The organism is Pseudomonas bubulae, assembly GCF_900618535.1.
Lineage (GTDB): Bacteria > Pseudomonadota > Gammaproteobacteria > Pseudomonadales > Pseudomonadaceae > Aquipseudomonas > Aquipseudomonas bubulae.
Map to the genome: position 1 here is coordinate 1,208,748 of NZ_UYJA01000001.1, position 20,725 is coordinate 1,229,472.

Annotated in this window: 16 protein-coding genes; 9 read left to right on the forward strand and 7 right to left on the reverse strand. The window is 57.0% G+C overall.

Annotation, left to right across the window (positions count from 1 at the left end):
• Window positions 1–30 precede the first annotated feature (30 nt).
• Complete coding sequence (gene smc / locus PPTH39_RS05370; RefSeq protein WP_130871728.1) at window positions 31–3,519, reverse strand: chromosome segregation protein SMC; 3,489 nt, start codon at window positions 3,517–3,519, stop codon at window positions 31–33.
• Window positions 3,520–3,521: 2 nt separating this feature from the next.
• On the reverse strand, window positions 3,522–4,181 hold the full coding sequence (locus PPTH39_RS05375) for a GntR family transcriptional regulator (protein ID WP_095002770.1): 660 nt from the start codon (window positions 4,179–4,181) through the stop codon (window positions 3,522–3,524).
• Window positions 4,182–4,405: 224 nt separating this feature from the next.
• Between PPTH39_RS05375 and xdhA the strand changes: the two genes are divergently transcribed.
• Genes xdhA through guaD form a run of 4 tightly spaced genes read left to right on the forward strand, consistent with a single transcriptional unit; the run spans window position 4,406 to window position 10,388 of the window.
• A complete protein-coding gene (gene xdhA, locus PPTH39_RS05380; protein ID WP_130871729.1) occupies window positions 4,406–5,863 on the forward strand; it encodes a xanthine dehydrogenase small subunit in 1,458 nt (485 codons plus the stop codon).
• The gene (xdhB, locus tag PPTH39_RS05385) at window positions 5,856–8,231 is read left to right on the forward strand and encodes a xanthine dehydrogenase molybdopterin binding subunit (protein ID WP_130871730.1); all 2,376 of its coding nucleotides are present in this window, start codon (window positions 5,856–5,858) and stop codon (window positions 8,229–8,231) included. The genes xdhA and xdhB overlap by 8 nt, the downstream gene beginning before the upstream one ends.
• Window positions 8,224–9,081, forward strand: coding sequence for a xanthine dehydrogenase accessory protein XdhC (gene xdhC, locus PPTH39_RS05390; RefSeq protein ID WP_095025015.1), 858 nt, complete (start codon window positions 8,224–8,226; stop codon window positions 9,079–9,081). The genes xdhB and xdhC overlap by 8 nt, the downstream gene beginning before the upstream one ends.
• 8 nt (window positions 9,082–9,089) lie before the next feature.
• Window positions 9,090–10,388, forward strand: a complete 1,299-nt coding sequence (guaD, locus tag PPTH39_RS05395; RefSeq protein ID WP_165446487.1) for a guanine deaminase — start codon at window positions 9,090–9,092, stop codon at window positions 10,386–10,388.
• A gap of 111 nt (window positions 10,389–10,499) precedes the next feature.
• Here guaD and PPTH39_RS05400 read toward each other — a convergent pair whose 3' ends face one another.
• Window positions 10,500–11,267 carry a GntR family transcriptional regulator gene (locus tag PPTH39_RS05400; RefSeq protein ID WP_095002775.1) on the reverse strand — a complete coding sequence of 256 codons (768 nt, stop codon included), beginning with the start codon at window positions 11,265–11,267 and terminating at the stop codon, window positions 10,500–10,502.
• Window positions 11,268–11,494: 227 nt separating this feature from the next.
• Here PPTH39_RS05400 and PPTH39_RS05405 point away from each other — a divergent pair, with 227 nt between their 5' ends.
• Entirely contained in the window at window positions 11,495–12,685 is a 1,191-nt protein-coding gene (locus tag PPTH39_RS05405; protein WP_130871732.1) for a benzoate/H(+) symporter BenE family transporter, read from the forward strand.
• A 4-nt stretch (window positions 12,686–12,689) separates the two neighbouring features.
• On the opposite strand, the gene PPTH39_RS05410 is transcribed toward PPTH39_RS05405, so the two are convergent.
• Window positions 12,690–13,451 (reverse strand): SDR family oxidoreductase, encoded by a 762-nt coding sequence (locus PPTH39_RS05410; protein WP_095002777.1) that lies wholly within the window; start codon window positions 13,449–13,451, stop codon window positions 12,690–12,692.
• A 196-nt stretch (window positions 13,452–13,647) separates the two neighbouring features.
• Here PPTH39_RS05410 and PPTH39_RS05415 point away from each other — a divergent pair, with 196 nt between their 5' ends.
• Window positions 13,648–14,652 (forward strand): NADP-dependent oxidoreductase, encoded by a 1,005-nt coding sequence (locus tag PPTH39_RS05415; protein WP_095002778.1) that lies wholly within the window; start codon window positions 13,648–13,650, stop codon window positions 14,650–14,652.
• Between the two features lie 125 nt (window positions 14,653–14,777).
• On the opposite strand, the gene pyrF is transcribed toward PPTH39_RS05415, so the two are convergent.
• Window positions 14,778–15,476 (reverse strand): orotidine-5'-phosphate decarboxylase, encoded by a 699-nt coding sequence (pyrF, locus tag PPTH39_RS05420; protein ID WP_165446498.1) that lies wholly within the window; start codon window positions 15,474–15,476, stop codon window positions 14,778–14,780.
• Window positions 15,477–15,706: 230 nt separating this feature from the next.
• On the opposite strand from pyrF, the gene PPTH39_RS05425 reads away from it, so the two are divergent.
• Together PPTH39_RS05425 and PPTH39_RS05430 are read left to right on the forward strand one after the other, a co-directional pair.
• A complete protein-coding gene (locus PPTH39_RS05425; RefSeq protein WP_095002780.1) occupies window positions 15,707–15,874 on the forward strand; it encodes a DUF2897 family protein in 168 nt (55 codons plus the stop codon).
• Between the two features lie 137 nt (window positions 15,875–16,011).
• Window positions 16,012–16,575 (forward strand): TetR/AcrR family transcriptional regulator, encoded by a 564-nt coding sequence (locus PPTH39_RS05430; protein ID WP_095002781.1) that lies wholly within the window; start codon window positions 16,012–16,014, stop codon window positions 16,573–16,575.
• 63 nt (window positions 16,576–16,638) lie between these two features.
• On the opposite strand, the gene PPTH39_RS05435 is transcribed toward PPTH39_RS05430, so the two are convergent.
• Complete coding sequence (locus PPTH39_RS05435) at window positions 16,639–16,968, reverse strand: ComEA family DNA-binding protein (RefSeq protein WP_095002782.1); 330 nt, start codon at window positions 16,966–16,968, stop codon at window positions 16,639–16,641.
• A 397-nt stretch (window positions 16,969–17,365) separates the two neighbouring features.
• Between PPTH39_RS05435 and PPTH39_RS05440 the strand changes: the two genes are divergently transcribed.
• Window positions 17,366–18,532 (forward strand): acyltransferase family protein, encoded by a 1,167-nt coding sequence (locus PPTH39_RS05440; protein WP_095024101.1) that lies wholly within the window; start codon window positions 17,366–17,368, stop codon window positions 18,530–18,532.
• A gap of 129 nt (window positions 18,533–18,661) precedes the next feature.
• On the opposite strand, the gene PPTH39_RS05445 is transcribed toward PPTH39_RS05440, so the two are convergent.
• Window positions 18,662–20,659: a polysaccharide biosynthesis protein gene (locus tag PPTH39_RS05445; RefSeq protein WP_130871733.1), complete on the reverse strand. Its 1,998-nt coding sequence runs from the start codon at window positions 20,657–20,659 to the stop codon at window positions 18,662–18,664.
• Window positions 20,660–20,725 lie beyond the last annotated feature (66 nt).

Here is a 20,725-nt window from a genome sequence, read left to right on the forward strand (position 1 = left end):
AAGAAAAAAATCGTCCTACATGCTTATAGCTCAAGCATCGACCATTGCCATTGCCTCCTCAACATCAACCGCTACAAGACGTGAACAGCCCGGCTCATGCATCGTCACCCCCATCAACTGATCCGCCATCTCCATGGCGATCTTGTTGTGAGTGATATAGATAAATTGCACGGTCTGCGACATCTCCTTTACCAAGCGTGCATAGCGGCCTACGTTAGCGTCATCAAGCGGTGCATCGACTTCGTCGAGCATGCAAAACGGCGCCGGGTTGAGCTTGAAAATGGCAAAAACCAGCGCCAGGGCCGTCAAGGCTTTCTCGCCACCGGACAGCAAATGGATCGTGCTGTTCTTCTTGCCCGGCGGACGCGCCATGATGGTCACCCCTGTATCGAGTAGATCTTCGCCCGTCAGTTCCAAATAAGCGCTGCCGCCACCGAAAACTTTTGGGAAAAGTGCCTGTAATCCACCATTTATCTGATCAAAGGTGTCCTTGAAGCGGCTGCGGGTCTCTTTGTCGATCTTGCGGATGACGTTTTCCAGGGTATCGAGTGCCTCGACCAGATCGGCATCCTGAGCATCCAGATAGCGCTTGCGCTCCGACTGCTGCTGATACTCATCAATGGCTGCAAGGTTGATCGCGCCCAGGCGCTGAATTCGCGCAGCGATACGCTCCAGTTCTTCTTCGGCCTGCTGCTCGTTGACCTCGGCATCGAGGGTGGCCAGCACCCCGTGCAGGTCATAGCCATCGGCCAGCAACTGATCCTGCAACGCAGTACGACGCACGCTCAAGGCCTGCCACTCCATGCGCTGCTGTTCGAGCTGGCCACGAATCAATTGCGATTGTTGCTCAGCCTGATTGCGGCGTTTTTCGGCATCGCGCAATTCGCGATCGGCATCTTCGAGCGCGGTCTGGGCAATCTTGAGTTCTTCATCCACGCTCAGGCGCTTGTCGAGCAACTCTTCAAGCTTGAGGCGCAACTCTTCCAGCGGCGCTTCGCCCTCCTCCAGATTGAGGGTCAGCTGTTCGCGCTTTTCAGCCAGGCGCTCGGCCTGCATTTCCAGGCGCTCAAGAGCCTGGCGGGTGGAATCATGCTGCGCCTTGAGCGACCCCAGGCGGACAGCCAACTGGTGGGCGTGGTCTTTATGTTGTCGAGCATCCTGACGCACCCGGTCCAACTGCTCGCGCAGACTGTCGCGACGGGCCAGCAACAGCTCGCGCTGCCCGGTATCGGTGGCCATGGCATCCAGGGCTTCCTGCAACAGCAGGCGCGCCTCCCCTACCTGCTCATGCTCCAGGGCGCGCTGCTCACCCAACTCGCCCAGTTCTTCGTCCAGACGGCGGCGGCGCAAGGTCAATTGCTCGACCTTGGCCTTGCTGGCGGAGAGCTTGGCCTTGATCTCACCCTGGTGACGAGCTTCATCCTGCAAGCGACGGCGAAGCTGCTCACGAGAGTCTTCATGCATACGCTGTTGCTCACGCATGCTTTGTAGTTGTTCCTCCAGGGCCGCCAGGGTGGCTTCACGTTCTTCGCACTCAAGCCCCAGGCGCTGGATTTCCTGGCCCCGGGCCAGCACCCCGCTTTCGGCTTCACTGGCGCGGCGCACCCGCAGGAAGTTGCGCCCGACCCAATAGCCATCACGGCTGATCAGGCTCTGGCCCTCGGCCAGTTGTGCACGCAAGGCCAGTGCCTGCTCCAGTGTTTCGACCGGTTTGACCTGGCCCAGCCACGGCGCCAGATCAAAATCGGCCGTGACCTTGTCAAGCAGGCTGCCCGCCAAGCGAGGGGCCTGCCCTGCATCACTGAACAGGCGCAAATCACCCTGGGCAAACCCTGCCAGATCCAGCCGGGCAAAATCCTCGACCAGTACGGCCTGCAAATCAGCCCCCAACACGGTCTCTACCGCCAGCTCCCAGCCAGCCTCTACGCGCAGGCCTTCTGCCAGTCGTGGCTGCTCGGCAAGCTGCTGATCGCGCAACCATTCGCCAGTACCGGTACCCGGATCAAGCGCAGCCTGCTGCAAGGCCTCCAGCGATGCCAGACGACCGTTGAGGCGCTGCAGCTCGCCCTGGGCCTGCTGCTGGTTCTGCGTGGCCTGTTGCAAGTCGTGACGCACTTGCTCGAGCTGCTCGACCAGTTGCTGCTCACTGGCCTGCAGCTCTTCGTGGGCCATTTCGCTGCTGGCCAGTTGCTCACTGAGCTCCAGAATGGCCGCATCTTCAGGGTCTGCGGCCAGCAAGGCACGCTCTTCAGCCAGGCGGCGCTGACGTTCCGCCACGCGCTCCATACTGGTTTCCAGCTGCTGGATACGGGCTTGCAGCACTTCAGACTGGCGCTGCGGCTCGGCCGAGCGAAGGTTGAAAATGTCCCACTGTTCCTGCCAGCCATGCATGGTCTGCTCGGCCACTTCCAGAGTAGCGGCAGCCTCTTCGGCGGCCGCGCTGGTCAGTTCCTGCTCGGGCTCAAGCATGTGCAGCTCTTCAGCCAGAGTCGCCAGCAAGGTGCGGTCATGCCCCAGATGGGATTCGGTTTCCAGGCGCGAGCGCTCGGCTTCGCGCAGGTCATCCTGCAACTGGCGCAAACGTTGCTGGCCATGCTGAATGCTCTGCTCGACCCGGGCAATATCGCCCCCTACCGAATAGAAGCGCCCCTGCACCAGATTGAAGCGCTCTGACAGATCATGGTGCCCGTCACGCAGGCGTTCGATGCTGGCATCGGCATTGCGCTGCTCGGCCACCAGGGCTTCGAAACTGACTTCCTGATTACCGATGACCGCTTCGCGCTGCCCCACCTGCTCATTCAGGGCCTGCCAGCGCAGAGCCGACAGCCGGGCCTTGAGCTGACGCTCCTCGGCCTTGTATTCCTGATATTTCTCGGCGGCCTGGGCCTGGCGGTGCAAACGCTCCAGCTGACGCCCCAGCTCATCGCGCAGGTCAGTCAGACGGGCAAGGTTTTCGTGGGTACGGCGGATACGGTTTTCAGTCTCGCGGCGGCGCTCCTTGTACTTGGAAATGCCCGCCGCCTCTTCGATAAAGTTGCGCAGATCTTCAGGCTTGGACTCGATCAGCTTGGAGATCATGCCCTGCTCGATGATCGAGTAGCTGCGCGGCCCCAGCCCCGTACCGAGGAAGATATCGGTAATGTCACGACGACGGCACTTGGTGCCATTGAGGTAATAGGTGGTCTGGCTGTCGCGGGTGACTTTGCGGCGGATGGATATCTCGACATAGGCCGCATACTCGCCCAGCAGCGTGCCGTCGGAGTTGTCGAAGACCAGTTCGATACTGGCCTGGCTCACCGGTTTGCGCGTGGTGGAGCCGTTGAAGATAACGTCGGTCATCGACTCGCCGCGCAGGTTCTTGGCCGAGCTTTCGCCCATGACCCAGCGCACGGCATCGATGATATTGGACTTGCCACAGCCGTTGGGGCCTACCACCGCCGCCATATTGCTTGGAAAGGTAACGGTTGTCGGGTCAACGAAGGACTTGAAGCCGGCCAGCTTGATACAGGTCAGGCGCACGCTCAGGCAACCGTCAAGGCAGACAGCACCAGGGCACAACTGCGCTGGGCATAGCTGCTCAGCACCACGCGAATCTGCGCCAGGTCACGCGCCAGCACGGCGTCGAGCAACTGCGCAAACAACGCCAGGAACTCGCTCATCTCCGCCTTGCGCTGGTCCAGTGCCAGGTAATAGGCACGGCTCATGGCCGGGTGCAGGTTCTCGACGGTTTCCTGCAAATAGGGGTTGTCGGCGAACGGGTACGCCGCACGCATCACATTGAAGCTGTCTTCAACGAAGGTGCTGATGTCCTGGCGTTCGTAGCTGGCGGCCAGGCGCTGCTGGATCTGCAAGAACGGCCCCAGGTCGGCCGGAACTGCCCAGCGCTGGGCTACGGCATTGCCGAGCAGGATGTACATTTCGCTCATCAGCGTGCACAGGCTCTGCACCTTGTGCGCCGTAAGCTCGGTCACATGGGCGCCACGACGCGGCAGGATGGCGATCAGATGTCGACGCTCAAGGATCAATAATGCTTCGCGCACAGAGCCGCGACTGACATTCAGCGCCAGCGTCACTTTCTGTTCCTGAATGCGTTCCCCAGGCTTTAACTCGCCGCGAATGATGCGTTCGGCGAGGTGGTGAGCGATTTGCTCGGCGAGGCTGTCCGGCGCCTTGAACGTCATGTTTTACCTTCAAAATCTTTGATCAGTGCAGGCGGTGCAGTGTAACGCACTTGATATGCCCTCGCGCAGAGCCTCAGGGGCTGAATATGGCACGAAACCCGCAAATAAATCCCCCGGTTATCAATCACAGGGATTACCGATCGCTATTTCTTGACCCGCAGGTCAGCTTTAGCTAAATTCAGTGCATCCCGCGTTACAACAATAATGATTATGCGAGGCCTTCCGTGATCCAGTTCCTACTCAACCAGACGCTGCGCACCGAGCACACGCTCGACCCGAATTTGACCGTGCTCAATTACCTGCGTGAACACCTGCACAAGCCTGGTACCAAAGAAGGATGCGCCAGCGGCGACTGCGGGGCCTGTACCGTGGTTGTCGGCGAACTTCACACCGACGCTGAAGGCCTTGAACGGCTGCGCTATCGCAGCCTCAATTCGTGCCTGACCTTTGTCTCGGCTTTGCACGGCAAGCAACTGATCAGCATCGAAGACCTCAAGCACCAGGGGCAGTTGCACAGCGTGCAGCGGGCGATGGTCGACTGCCACGGCTCACAGTGCGGGTTTTGCACGCCGGGATTTGTGATGTCACTGTTCGCCCTGCAAAAAAACAGCACGGGCCAGCCTGATGGCCATCAGGCTCATGAAGCCCTGGCGGGCAACCTCTGTCGCTGCACCGGCTACCGCCCTATTCTGGCGGCTGCCGAACAGGCTTGCAGCGGGCAACAACAGGATCAGTTCGATACATACCAGAGCGCGACCATTGCCTTGCTCAAGACCATCACCCCGACTCAAACCGGCGAACTGAACAGCGGCGACAAGCGCTGCCTGCTGCCCATGACCATCAGCGACCTGGCCCAGCTGTACGAATCCCAACCCCAGGCCCGCCTGCTGGCCGGCGGTACCGACCTGGCGCTTGAGGTGACCCAGTTTCATCGCCCGCTGCCGGTCATGATCTACGTCGGCAACGTGGCCGAAATGAAGCACATCGAGCGCTTTGATGACCGTATTGAAATCGGCGCGGCGGTGTCGCTGACAGACGCCTACGGCACGCTCAAGGCCGAGTACCCGGACTTCGGCGAATTGCTGCAACGCTTCGCCTCCCTGCAAATCCGCAATCAGGGCACCCTGGGCGGCAACATCGGCAATGCCTCGCCCATTGGCGACTCGCCACCGCTGCTGATTGCCCTCGGCGCACAACTGGTACTGCGCAAAGGGCAAACCCTGCGCACCCTGGCGATCGAGGATTACTTTATCGACTACCGGGTGACGGCACGCCAGGAAGGCGAATTTATCGAAAAAATCATCATCCCTCGCGCCGACCCCAGCCATGCATTTCGCGCCTATAAAATCTCCAAGCGCCTGGATGACGACATCAGCGCCGTGTGCGCAGCGTTCAACCTGCACATCGACAACGGCGTGGTGACCGGTGCCCGCGTGGCATTCGGCGGCATGGCGGCCATCGCCAAACGCGCCGCCGCCTGCGAAGCCGCACTGCTCGGCGCTGACTGGAACAGCGCCAGCATCGAACGGGCCTGCGCTGCACTGGCAAACGACTTCACCCCGCTCTCGGACTTTCGCGCCAGCAAGGAATACCGTCTGCTGAGTGCACAAAACCTGCTACGCAAATACTTTATCGAACTGCAAACGCCACATCTCGAGACGCGGGTAACAGCTTATGTCTAACCATCACAAGGTTGCCCCAACCCAGGCCGAGCTGGCCGCCCTCTTCCAGCAGGACTTGAAAACCGGTGTGGGTCGCAGCGTCAAGCATGACAGTGCCGAAAAACATGTCAGCGGCGAAGCGCAGTACATCGATGACCGCCTGGAATTCCCCAACCAGTTGCACCTTTTCGCACGCCTGTCCGACCGCGCCCACGCCAGAATCCTGCGTGTCGACACCACGCCCTGCTACGCCTTCGCAGGCGTGCGCCTGGTGATCACCCACGAAGATATCCCCGGTCTGAAGGACATTGGCCCGCTACTGCCCGGCGATCCGCTGCTGGCCATCGACAAGGTGGAGTTTGTCGGCCAGCCCGTACTGGCAGTGGCCGCTTGCGACCTGGACACCGCGCGCAAGGCGGCAATGGCTGCCATTATCGAATACGAAGACCTGGAGCCGGTGCTGGACGTGGTTCAGGCCCTGCGCCAGAAGCACTTTGTGCTCGATACCCACACCCATCAACGCGGCGACTCTGCCGGCGCACTGGCCGGGGCCGAACATCGCCTGCAGGGCAGCCTGCATATTGGCGGGCAGGAGCACTTTTACCTCGAGACCCAGATCTCATCGGTCATGCCTACCGAAGACGGCGGGATGATCGTTTACTGCTCCACGCAGAACCCTACTGAAGTGCAGAAGCTGGTGGCAGAAGTCCTTGATGTTTCAATGAACAAGATCGTTGTCGATATGCGCCGCATGGGCGGCGGCTTTGGCGGCAAGGAGACCCAGGCCGCCAGCCCCGCCTGCCTGTGCGCCGTGGTGGCACGCCTCACCGGGCAACCGGCCAAGATGCGCCTGCCGCGGGTCGAAGACATGCTGATGACCGGCAAGCGCCACCCGTTTTATATCGAATATGACGTCGGTTTCGACGCCAGCGGCCGCTTGCAGGGCATCCAGCTGGACCTGGCGGGCAACTGTGGCTGTTCGCCGGACTTGTCCAACTCCATTGTCGACCGCGCCATGTTCCACGCCGACAACGCCTATTATCTGGGCGACGCGACGATCAATGGTTATCGCTGTAAAACCAACACGGCTTCCAACACGGCCTATCGCGGCTTTGGTGGCCCGCAAGGCATGGTCGCCATCGAAGAGGTCATGGACCGTATCGCCCGCCATCTGGGCCTCGACCCGCTGGCCGTACGCAAGGCCAATTACTACGGCAAAACCGAACGCAACGTGACCCACTACTACCAGACCGTGGAACACAACCTGCTGCAAGAAATGACCGCCGACCTTGAGGCCAGCAGCCAGTACACCGAGCGCCGGGAAGCGATCAAGGCGTTCAACGCCAGCAGTCCGATCCTGAAAAAAGGCCTGGCGCTGACCCCGGTCAAATTCGGCATCTCCTTTACCGCCAGCTTCCTCAACCAGGCCGGCGCCCTGATTCATATTTATACCGATGGCAGCATCCACCTCAACCACGGCGGCACCGAGATGGGCCAGGGCCTGAATATCAAGGTCGCGCAGGTGGTCGCCGAAGTGTTCCAGGTGGATATCAGCCGCATCCAGATCACCGCAACCAACACTGACAAAGTGCCAAACACCTCGCCTACTGCAGCGTCCAGCGGTGCCGACCTCAATGGCAAGGCCGCGCAAAACGCAGCCGAAACCATCAAGCAGCGACTTGTTGAATTTGCTGCCGACAAATATCAGGTCGAGCAACGGGCGGTGATCTTCCATAACGGCCAGGTGCAGGCTGGCGAGCAGATCATCAGTTTTGAAAGCCTGATCCAGCAGGCCTATTTCGGCCAGGTGTCGTTATCGAGCACCGGGTACTACAAAACCCCGAAGATTTTTTATGACCGCACTCAGGCACGTGGTCGGCCGTTTTATTACTTTGCCTTTGGCGCCGCCTGCGCCGAGGTGATCGTCGACACCCTGACCGGCGAATACAAAATGTTGCGTACCGATATCCTCCATGATGTCGGTGCCTCGCTGAACCCGGCCATCGACATCGGCCAGGTCGAAGGCGGGTATATACAGGGGGCGGGCTGGCTGACCATGGAGGAACTGGTGTGGAATGCCAAGGGCAAGCTGATGACCAACGGCCCGGCCAGCTACAAGATCCCCGCGGTGGCAGACATGCCGCTGGACCTGCGCGTAACCCTGGTGGAAAACCGCAAGAACCCCGAAGACACCGTGTTCCACTCCAAGGCCGTGGGCGAACCGCCATTTATGCTCGGCATCGCCGCATGGTGTGCACTCAAGGACGCTGTGGCGAGCCTGGCCGACTACCGCGTGCAACCTGCGATTGACGCCCCGGCCACCCCGGAGCGGGTGCTGTGGGGTTGTGAGCAAATGCGCAAAAGCCTGTCGGGAGATCAGCATGAATAACTGGATCAGTGCCCTGGCCGAGTTGCAGCAGCAAGGCGAACCCTGCGTGCTGGTGACCATCATCGAAGAGCAAGGCTCTACCCCGCGCAATGCCGGTTCGAAGATGGTCATTTGTGCAGATAAAATCTTCGACACCATTGGTGGCGGTCATCTGGAGTACAAGGCAATGGAAATTGCCCGCCAGATGCTCAGCAGCGGCAAGCACGATACCCTTCTACAGCGCTTCAGCCTCGGCGCCAGCCTGGGCCAGTGTTGCGGCGGGGTGGCCGTGCTGCTGTTCGAACCGATGGGCAAGGTGCAGGCTCAGATTGCGGTGTTTGGCGCAGGGCACGTGGCCCGGGCCTTGGTACCCCTGCTCGCCAGCCTGCCGTGCCGGGTGCGCTGGATCGACTCGCGGGAGCAGGAATTCCCGACACTTATCCCCCAAGGCGTGGAAAAAATCGTTACCGACGAACCGGTAGATGAAGTCGATGCCCTGCCTGCGGGTTGCTACTGCATCGTCATGACGCATAATCACGCCCTGGACCTGGAGCTCAGCGCCGCCCTGCTTAAACGCAACGACTTTACTTACTTCGGCTTGATTGGTTCGAAAACCAAACGCGTGAAGTTCGAACATCGCCTGCGTGAGCGCGGTATCGACGCCTCACCTTTGCAGCGCATGCGTTGCCCGATGGGTTTGAGCGAAGTCAAAGGCAAATTGCCTGTTGAAATCGCGATCTCCATCGCCGGCGAAATCATCGCCACCTACAACACTCATTTCGGCCAGCACACTGCGAGCGCCGACAGCGCGTCATCTGAATCCATTAAACAATTGTTGCCGTCTTCACGACGCAGCCATGCCACACACTGAGAATTGCCATGACTTGTAAAGCCTATCGCGCCGCCATTTTGCACAGCATCGCCGACCCCGCCGAAGTCGGGATCGAGGCCTCCTATGAATATTTTGCAGACGGCTTGCTGGTGGTCGACAACGGCCAGATCAAGGCTGTTGGCCCGGCCAGCGAACTGCTTGGCACACTGGCCGCCGACGTTGCTGTGACCGAGTACAAAGACGCACTGATCACCCCCGGCTTTATCGATACCCATATCCATTTCCCGCAAACCGGGATGATTGGCGCTTACGGAGAGCAACTGCTCGACTGGCTCAACACCTACACCTTCCCGTGCGAAAACCAGTTCGCCGATAAGGCCCATGCTGACGAAGTTGCTGACGTATTCCTGAAGGAACTGCTACGCAACGGCACTACCACCGCCCTGGTCTTCGGCAGCGTACACCCGCAATCGGTGGATGCCCTGTTTGAGGCCGCACAGCACCTGGACCTGCGTCTGATCGCCGGCAAGGTGATGATGGACCGCAACGCCCCAGACTATCTGACCGATACCGCCGAAACCGGCTACAGCGAAAGCAAGGCACTGATCGAGCGCTGGCACGGTAAGGGCCGCCTGCATTACGCCGTCACCCCGCGCTTCGCGCCGACCAGCACCCCGGAGCAATTGACCCTGGCCGGCAAGCTGCTGGGCGAATACCCGGATGTGTATCTACACACCCATATCAGCGAGAACCTTCAGGAAATCGAGTGGGTGAAGTCACTGTTCCCTGAGCGAAAAGGCTATCTGGATGTGTACGACCACTACCAGTTGCTCGGCGAACGCTCGGTGTTTGCCCACGGTGTGCATCTGTGTGACGAGGAATGTGCGCGACTCGCCGAGACCGGTTCGGCAGTGGCGTTCTGCCCGACTTCCAACCTGTTTTTGGGCAGCGGCCTGTTCAACCTGCCGATGGCCGAAAAGCACAAGCTCAATGTGGGGCTGGGCACAGACGTGGGTGCAGGTACCAGCTTCTCGCTGCTCAACACCCTGAACGAAGCCTACAAGATCATGCAACTGCAGGGCGCACGCCTCGATCCGTTCAAGTCGTTGTACCTGGCTACGTTGGGCGGGGCGCGAGCACTGCGCCTGGAAGACAAGATCGGCAATCTGCAACCGGGCAGCGACGCTGACTTCCTGGTACTGGACTACAACGCTACGCCACTGATGAGCTATCGCCTCAAGCAGTCAAAAAACATCGCCGAGACGCTGTTTGTATTGATGACCCTTGGGGATGACCGTACCGTGCAGCAAACCTATGCGGCAGGCAATCTGGTGCATCAGCGCTGATAATTTCCCTTGTGGGAGCGGGCTTGCTCGAGAGGTTATCGATGCGGTTCTACTGAAGCACCGCGTCGCCTGCATCGCGGGCAAGCCCGCTCCCACAAGAGCAGCCGAGGCTTAAAGCTTGGCAGCAGGCCGAGGGCTTTTGCCCTTGGTTTGCAGCAAGTGCGAAAACACCGCGTGCAAGTCGTCAGAGGCGCTTTCTTCGTCAAGGTTGAGCTTGCTGTCAATGTGATCCATGTGATGCATCATCAGGTGCACGGCCTGGCCGGCATCACGGGCTTCGATGGCATCGATCAATTGCATGTGCTCGTCATAAGAGCAGTGCGAACGGTTGCCGCTCTCGTACTGGGCAATAATCAACGACGTTTGCGACACCAGACTGCGCTGAAAGCTGATCAGCGGCGCATTCTTCGCCGCTTCGGCCAACTTCAGGTGGAACTCGCCCGACAGGCGAATACCCGCACCCCGATCGCCCCGCGAAAAACTGTCGCGCTCGTCCTGGACCATCTTGCGCAGTTGCGCCAGATCATCAGCCGTAGCATGCACCACCGCCAGCTCGGTAATGGCCTTTTCAACCAGTCGCCGGGCCAGAAACACCTGGCGCGCTTCTTCTACGCTAGGGCTCGCCACCACTGCACCACGATTAGGGCGCAGCAGCACAACCCCTTCATGGGCCAGACGCGACAGGGCGCGACGAATAATGGTGCGGCTCACGCCAAAGATTTCGCCCAGAGCCTCTTCACTCAACTTGGTGCCAGGCGCCAGACGCTGTTCAAGGATCGCCTCGAAAATATGCGCATAGACAATATCGTCCTGGGTTCCACTGCGGCCGGCCTTGCCAGCGCGGGGTTGTTTCTTGAGAGGCTGCAACTGTTCGTTCATGGGCACTCGTGTGGGAAGCGGCGGCGAATAAGGGATTACGCTAGTACGTAAACGGGTGTCACCGACCAGAAATTAATGCAAAAAACAGGGCGCATTGTACACAAAGCAGAGTGCCAGTACGACTGTACGGTCGTTTACGAACCCTGCTGTATCGCAACTAGATGCAACCTTTACGTTTAGGCTTGTCGCCTGCCCGAACTCCTATAGCACACAAGGAAGACCGTTCCATGACCGACACCCCGCAGCCGCGCTTGCATCCACTGGCAGACACCTCGCCCTCGGCGGTGGTCGCAGGCTTTATCGCCATGATGACCGGCTACACCAGCTCCCTGGTCCTGATGTTCCAGGCGGGTCAGGCAGCGGGACTTACCAGCGGGCAGATTTCATCATGGATCTGGGCACTGTCGATCGGCATGGCTGTTTGCAGCATAGGCTTGTCTTTGCGTTATCGCACACCGATCACCATCGCCTGGTCCACACCGGGCGCGGCACTGCTGATCACCAGCCTTGGCGGCGTCAGTTACGGCGAGGCCATCGGCGCCTATATCACCTGCGCGGTACTGGTGATCATCTGTGGCATCACCGGCAGTTTTGAGCGCCTGGTCAAGCGCATCCCCTCATCCCTGGCCGCCGCGTTGCTGGCGGGCATCCTGTTTAAAATCGGCAGCGAAATCTTCGTCGCGGCGCAACATCGCACCGGCCTGGTGATCGGCATGTTTTTCACCTACCTGATCGTCAAGCGCCTGTCACCCCGCTACGCCGTACTGGCGGCGCTGCTGATCGGCACCCTGCTGTCGGGCATGCTCGGGCTGCTGGACTTCAGCGGTTTTTCCCTTGAAGTGGCCGTGCCGGTGTGGACCACGCCGTCCTTTTCGCTGGCGGCAACCATCAGCATCGGCATCCCGCTGTTTGTGGTGGCCATGACCTCGCAAAACATGCCGGGCATCGCCGTACTGCGGGCCGATGGCTATGACGTGCCCGCCTCGCCGCTGATCACCACCACCGGGGTAGCCTCCTTGCTGCTCGCCCCCTTCGGTTCCCACGGCATCAACCTGGCAGCCATCAGTGCCGCCATCTGCACCGGCCCCCATGCCCACGAAGACCCGAAAAAACGCTACACCGCAGCCGTGTGGTGCGGAATTTTCTATGGCATCGCCGGCATATTCGGCGCCACCCTGGCCGCCCTGTTCGCCTCATTGCCCAAGGAGCTGGTGCTGTCAATTGCCGCACTGGCACTGTTCGGCTCGATCATGAACGGGCTGAGTATTGCCATGGGCGAAGCCAGGGAGCGTGAAGCTGCCCTGGTGACCTTTATGGTCACCGCATCGGGCATGACCCTGTTTTCAATTGGCTCGGCTTTCTGGGGCATTGTTGCGGGCGTACTGACCCTGATGATCCTGAACGTCAAATCACGCTGAGCTATCAGATCGCCAGTGCCCCGCCATCGACCGCCAGCGCATGGCCTGTGGTAAATGCTGCGCCATCCGAGCACAGGTACAGCACGGCGCTGGCAACTTCTTCGACCGTGCCGATACGCCCCACCGGGTGCATCGCGGCGGCAAATTCAGCCTTGCGCGGGTCGACCTCATAAGCGCGGCGGAACATATCGGTATCGATGACCGCCGGGCACACCGCGTTCACCCGAATATGCTTTTTCGCATACTCAATGGCTGCCGATTTGGTCAGCCCGATCACCGCATGTTTGGACGCCGAGTAAATGCTCATCTTTGGCGCGGCGCCCAGTCCGGCCACCGAGGCAGTATTGACGATCGCCCCGCCACCTTGGGCCAGCATCAATGGCAGCTGATATTTCATGCACAGCCAAACGCCCTTGACGTTTACCCCCATGATCGCATCGAACTCATCCAGGGTACCGTCGGCCAGGCGACCATGCTCGATCTCGATCCCGGCATTGTTGAAGGCATAGTCCAGACGCCCGTAGGTGCTGATTGTCTGCTCCATCAGTTGCCTGACCTGCGCCTCTACAGTGACATCGCAGCCTGCGAAAACAGCACTGCCGCCCGCAGCCCTTATCTGCTCGACAGTGTCTTCACCCGCTGCCACATCCCGATCAGCCACCACCACCTTCAAACCCTCGCCGGCAAATGCCAGCGCCGCGGCCCTCCCGATACCGGCCCCGCCCCCTGTCACTACAGCCACTTGCCCCGTAAACGTCATGCCCATCGTCTTAACCCTCAGCAGAGTGCATCTGTACCCCCGAAACGTTCGGGCACGGCCATCCGCCTATTTATCCGAGTGATAAAAGACTGCCTACAACCATCACCATCACTGATAAAAACCTATTCGTAAGCGCGTATTCACTTGCCCTGTAGCGTGAGAAGGTCTATCAACAGCCATCAATCTCTAAAGAGTTATAGCAATGACTGACCAGACAAACCGCCAATTCCTGCTCGCCAAACGTCCAGTCGGTGCAGCAACCCGCGATACCTTTACCTTCCAGCAAGTGCCCGTAGTACAGCCCAAGGACGGCCAGATCCTGGTCAAAAATGAATACTTGTCCCTCGACCCGGCCATGCGTGGCTGGATGAACGAAGGCAAGTCCTATATTCCGCCGGTAGCGCTGGGTGATGTGATGCGCGCCCTGGGAGTGGGCAAGGTGATTGCCAGCGCCCACCCGGGCTTTGCTGTGGGGGATTACGTCAACGGTGCCCTGGGAATGCAGGATTACTTCACCGGTGAGCCACGGGGTTTCTACAAGGTCGACCCGAAACTGGTACCGCTGCCCGTGTATCTGTCCGCACTGGGCATGACGGGCATGACGGCCTACTTCGCCCTGCTGGACGTCGGCGCACCGAAAACAGGAGACACCGTGGTGATTTCCGGCGCAGCGGGTGCTGTTGGCAGCATTGCCGGGCAAATCGCCAAGTTGAAGGGCTGCCGCGTGGTAGGCATTGCCGGCGGCCAAGAGAAATGTAAGCGGCTGGTCGAGGAGTTCGGCTTTGACGGTGTAATCGACTACAAGAACGAAGATATGCTCGCAGGCCTCAAACGCGAATGCCCCAAGGGTGTAGATGTGTTTTTCGACAACGTGGGCGGCGATATTCTCGACGCCGTATTGAGCCGTTTGAATTTCAAGGCGCGGGTCATCATCTGCGGAGCCATCAGCCAATACAACAACAAGGAAGCCGTTAAAGGTCCGGCCAACTACTTGTCACTGCTGGTCAATCGCGCCCGCATGGAAGGCTTTGTGGTAATGGACTATGCCGATCGCTATGCAGCAGCCGGACAAGAGATGGCGGGCTGGCTGCTCAAGGGCCAGTTGAAAAGCAAAGAGCATATTGTTGAAGGCCTGGAAAGCTTCCCGGAAAGCCTGGCGAAGCTGTTCAGCGGGGAAAATCACGGCAAGCTGGTGTTGAAGGTCTGACACACCACATACAGGTGGCAGCGGACTTGCTCGCAATACAGGCACCGCGGCCTGTCAAGGCAGACCGCGGCGCGGCAATCGCGGGCTTGCCCGCGATTGCCGAATCAAAACGGTGGCAAACAACCTTAAGCCAGCTCAGCTACCACGGCAGCGAGTGCCTTGGCCGGATCCACTGCCTGGCTGATCGGGCGCCCGATTACCAGATAATCAGAACCTGCATCCAGTGCCTGGCGAGGCGTCAGGATACGACGCTGATCGTCCTGCGCACTGCCCGCAGGACGAATCCCCGGGGTTACCAGTTGCAGACCCGGGTGCGCGGCCTTCAGCGCTTGCGCCTCCAGGGCCGAACACACCAGGCCATCCATACCGGCCTTGTCGGCCAGGGCTGCCAGGCGTAACACTTGCTCCTGAGGCTCAATATCCAGGCCAATACCGGCCAGGTCTTCACGCTCCATGCTGGTCAACACGGTCACGCCAATCAGCAACGGCTGCGGGCCGGTGCGCTTGTCGAGTACTTCGCGGCAAGCGGCCATCATGCGCAAGCCGCCCGAACAGTGAACGTTAACCATCCATACGCCCATTTCAGCTGCGGCCTTGACCGCCATTGCCGTGGTATTGGGGATATCGTGGAACTTCAGGTCCAGAAATACTTCAAAACCCTTGTCGCGCAAAGTACCGACGATTTCCGAAGCGCAACTGGTGAACAGCTCTTTGCCCACCTTGACACGGCACTGCTTGGGGTCCAACTGATCAGCCAGTTTCAATGCGGCGTCACGGGTCGGGAAATCCAGGGCGACGATAATAGGAGTCTGGCAGTCGGACATTAGCGGGTTCTCAGGCTGGTCGAAATCGGCGCGCATTGTAGCGGAACCAGCCGCTTACCGGCACCCGATGATCGCAAATACACGATTTTAGTCTTTACCAAGCTTATACCGCACATGACTGAATAACCGGCCTACACTGAAAGCAATCAACACTTACTCACTTAACAGGATAAACAGCAGCACACAGCGCAACCCCTGCCCTGTGCTGCACTCAACACGGAGAACACTCTATGCCTTGGTATGCCTGGTTAATTCTCGTCGTCGCTATCGGTGTCATTGTAGGCGCCCTGATGACACTACGTGACACAGCCAATAAAGTTGAACTGACCGATGAGCAACGCAAACGTGTTGCCGAACGCAATGCCGAAATGGACGCCAAGGAATCAAAAGACAGGTAGTCAGACAAGCGCTCAGGGCCTGCATGCCAAGGAATGAGCATCGGTGAGGAAAAACCTACAAACAGTTGCATGATTAACCACTGCATCTGTTTGAAGGTCGACGCTATGATGGTCCATTGCATAAAGAGACACCTGTCATGCGCTATTCACAAGATCATAAAGCCCAAACCCATCAGCGCATCGTTAAAGAAGCATCCGGGCTCTTTCGACGACACGGTATTGGCGCCACAGGCCTGCAACCCCTGATGAAATCACTGGGCCTTACTCACGGTGGTTTCTATGCTCATTTTTCATCCAAAAACGACCTGGTAGAAAAAGCCTTGCAGCACGCAGCCAACCAGGTTGACGGTATCTGCGCCGAACTGTTCAGCCAGCCCCACCCCCTGCACGCATTTATCGATGCTTACTTGTCTGAGTGGCATCTGACCTCCCCCCATGAGGGTTGCCCGTTGCCGACCATGTCCGCTGAAATGGCCCAACAGGGCCAGGCAAGTGTCACCACCGACCATGTCATCGATGCCAGGCTCAAACAGATCCAGGCGACCCTGCAAGGGTCAGACACTGAAGACAAAAGCATCGTGATTTTCGCTACCCTGGTAGGCGCACTGGTTCTGGCTCGCGGCGCAGAGAGTGATGCACTGAAACAGAAGATTTTCGAAGTCACGCGCAGTACATTGAAGTCGTCAGCGCCTTATGCCTGAACGCTTGCTGACAGCCACAAAAAAGCCAGTCTATGACTGGCTTTTTTCGTTCTGTTACCTGGCTTAGCTGATTACGATCTTGTCGCGGTTTCTCTCCAGAATAACCTTGCCTATGCCTTTGACCTCAAGCAACTCATCGACTGAAGTAAAATCACCATTGGCCTCGCGATAAGCCACGATCGCCTTGGCTTTAACAGCCCCTACACCAGAGAGTTCACGCTGCAGGGTAGCCTCATCTGCGGTATTGATATTAATCGTCACCACTTTGGCATCCAGCACTACTGGCGCAGCAACCACCGGTTCAACTGCTCCGGCCGCAGGTGCGGCATGGGCCACACTGGAAACACCTACCATCAAGGCAAAGAAAATCGAAGAGAGAAAAGCAGTACGCATAATTGACACTCCATAACATCGTTAATTTAAAAACAGCTTTCCTGAGCTGTATTTCAAACTTAGGCGATGGTTATGGAGTGTCAAAAACCAGAGCGTTGCAGGGTGTGTATATCTTTGATTCGCAGAAAAACCGCTCCACCAAACAAGAAAAAAACCACAAACTTGCAAAGGTTTGGCTATCGCTTTTAGGTGAATTTTACTCAAAAATGATAAATTTTCTAAACCTTCCCTAGCAGATTCCCCCTTAGGTCGATATGATCCAAAACCATGTCCGGTCTAGATGCCGAGCCCCCCCCGAGCAATCATCGACCTTACAGATGGCGAAATCTGTCACAATGCAACTCATAATGGACTGCCATATGAAATTTAAAAAAATCGCATGGATTCTAACTAAAAAATGAATACTGAATTCACACTTGAATCACTCATAATCTCCATATCCATTATCTTGCTGTTTCTGCTCTCATCAACCTTGATCAAAAATAAAATAGAGCAAAATGAAATAAAGCACGAATACAAATTCATCAACGGCTTGCGTGGTCTAGCAGCAGTATTCGTCGTTATCAATCATGCCCCTTTCATGCTGACTAACATGGGCCTTAAGAACGACAACTTCTCCTCATGGGCGTGGATATATGCAAATCTTGGCTCCTTCGGCGTACAAATATTTTTTTGCATAACAGGCTTTTTGTTCTTCGATAAAATAATCAAATCCCCAAATATTCAGTGGGAAAAATTCTTTGAAGGCCGAGTAAGACGTGTAGCACCCTTATACTATTTCTCGTCATTTGTAGTTTTTTTAATTGCGACGTTATATTCCAACTTTGATATCTTCAACAAAGAAACACTTATGACAGTGGCCAGTATGTTAACATTCAATTTTTTGGATGGCCCCTCCAAAATCGGCGGCATTGCACTAACGCCTCTCAATTCAGTGACCTGGACACTGGTTCATGAGTGGCGATTTTATGCAGTACTGCCTCTTATCGCACTTACCTACAGATCCAGATATAACAAATTAATACTAAGCACTGCATTATTATTAGCCGCCGTCGATCTAAGCATGAGTACAGTTGTGTGCTGGCCGTACTTTCTGACTGGTATCATTGCAGCAGTTCTTCACCAAAAACTCACTTACATAAAACCGGCAAGCTGGCCTTTATCCATCATTGCACTATGCATCTTTATATACACTTGCGGGACTAAAGCACCTGAAGGATACGGCGCACTGCGATTCGCGCTCACGTCCTGTTTCTTCTTATGTATTACACTGGCAAATCCAAGAGCCCTGCATGCACAATGCCTAAACCGATTGAGTGACATCAGCTACAGCATATACCTGATGCATCTACCAATCCTGTATTTAACATTCAAAGCAGCGTCACACATGGTCGATTTATCCACCATGTCAAAGACAGCTTTCTGGTCAATCAATATGATTGCAGTACCGTTGATCACAATAGTCTCTACACTGACCTTCATTCATATTGAAAAGAGGTTCATGAGCAAAAAAGCCAACACGATTACTGTCGCTGCTGGCACCGCAGCTGCTGCCGAAAGTTAAAGCCTAACTTTATATGCCGCACCTGTGATGCCATCAAAACATTGCCAATGAAGCGTTCACCATTTTAGTGAACTCTGCATTGGCAAGATCTTGATACGCGCCGGCTCCATTGACCTAAAACAGCACCTTTCAAGATGGCTCAACACGACGCTGCTGATGTATCCAATCTACAATCTCACCTTCGGGTGCATAACCACTGACCGTCTCGCGCAGCAGCTGGCGAACACGCAAATAGTCATCCTGATCTACCGCTTCAAGCAGTTGCGTCAATCGCTGCTTCAGCTCATCCCAAGGTAACATGTCTTCGTTGGCAGACATGATCATGGGGTGTCGGGTCGCGACTACGTTATCGCCAATCAGTAACTCTTCGTAAAGCTTTTCGCCAGGACGCAACCCAGTGAACTCGATCTCAATATCGCCATGTAGATTTTTATCCGAACGAACGCTAAAACCAGAGAGATGGATCATTTTCTCGGCGAGCTCGACAATGCGTACCGGCTCACCCATATCAAGGACGAATACATCGCCACCCTGCCCCATTGAGCCGGCCTGAATCACCAACTGAGCGGCCTCGGGAATCGTCATGAAGTAGCGGGTAATCTTGGGGTGAGTCACGGTTAGCGGGCCACCGGTCTTGATCTGCTTGTGAAACAGCGGAATCACCGACCCTGAAGAGCCCAATACATTGCCAAAACGCACCATGGTGAAACGGGTTTTATTTACCCGCGACACATTGGCCGAGTCGCCAAACATTACAGGCGCGACTTCCCGACTGAGTGCTTGAAGCGTCATCTCAGCCAGACGCTTGGTGCTGCCCATGACATTAGTCGGCCGTACGGCCTTGTCGGTAGAAATAAGAACGAAGTTCGATACTCCCGACTGCAGGGCCGCCTGAGCAGTGTTGAGCGTGCCTATAACGTTGTTTAACACACCTTCGGCAATATTGTGCTCAACCATTGGCACATGTTTATAAGCCGCAGCGTGATAGACCGTATCGACATGCCAGGTCTTCATCACATCCAGCAACTTGTGCGGATTGCGCACAGAACCCAGGATCGGCAGCACCTTCACCGAAAGAGACTCCAGATTGACCCGCTGCTCCAACTCGCCAAATATGCTGTACAGATTGAATTCGCCGTGTTCGTACAGCAGCAGCGTGGTTGGCTTCAAAGCCAAGATCTGCCGGCACAGTTCCGAACCAATCGAACCGCCAGCGCCTGTAACCATGACACATTGCCCCTTGATACAACGCTCCTGCAACTCACCTTGCGCGGGAACCGGGTCGCGACCCAGCAAGTCGGCAATATCCACTTCCTGGATATCATCAACCTTGACCCGGCCACTGGCCAGATCCATAAACCCGGGCACACTGCGAACGTGGAGAGGAAATCCCTCAAGCAAACCCAAAATCTCGCGGCGCCGGGCCCGAGACGAAGATGGCACTGCCAACAGCAACTCCTGGGCGCCGGTACGTTCGATCATCTGCTGAATACGTTCGGGTTTGTAAACCTGCAAGCCAGAGATGATACGATCTGCAATACTTTCGTCATCGTCGATAAACGCTACAGGCCTCATAGCACGGCCCATGCGCAAGGCGGCAACCAGTTGGTTGCCAGCGGCACCGGCACCGTAGATGGCCACCCGCGGCAAACCGTCATCGCGATTGGTAAACGGCACGTGTTGAACTGCCGCAAACCAGTCGCCCAGAAAGTATTGACGCATGGCAAGGCGCAAACCACCGAGCAGGATTAGGCTTAGCCACCAGTAGTTGAAGATTATCGAGCGCGGCACAGTATTTTCAGGGGTGCTATACCAATACATCACCACTGCCAAGATCAATGAAGAAAGACTGACAGCCTTGATAATGGCGATCAGAGCATCATTGCCGAAATAGCGCATTACGGCACGGTACATGCCGAAACGGATAAACAGCGGGATGGCAATCAAAGGGGCGCAGATAAACAGCCACAGATGTAGCTTGACCGGATTGATCATATCGTCAATCCCTAGGCGCACGACAAATGCAAGCCATAGGGCGAACCAGACGAGAACCACGTCTGTCACCACTTGAATAACTCGTTTATCCCGTCTCGACAGGTTGAGTAAGTACGCTCGAATTTTATCCATATATCCTTTGAACACCTACGCTACTCCAAAAAACCATCAACAAGCTGACACTCTATACACCACTCT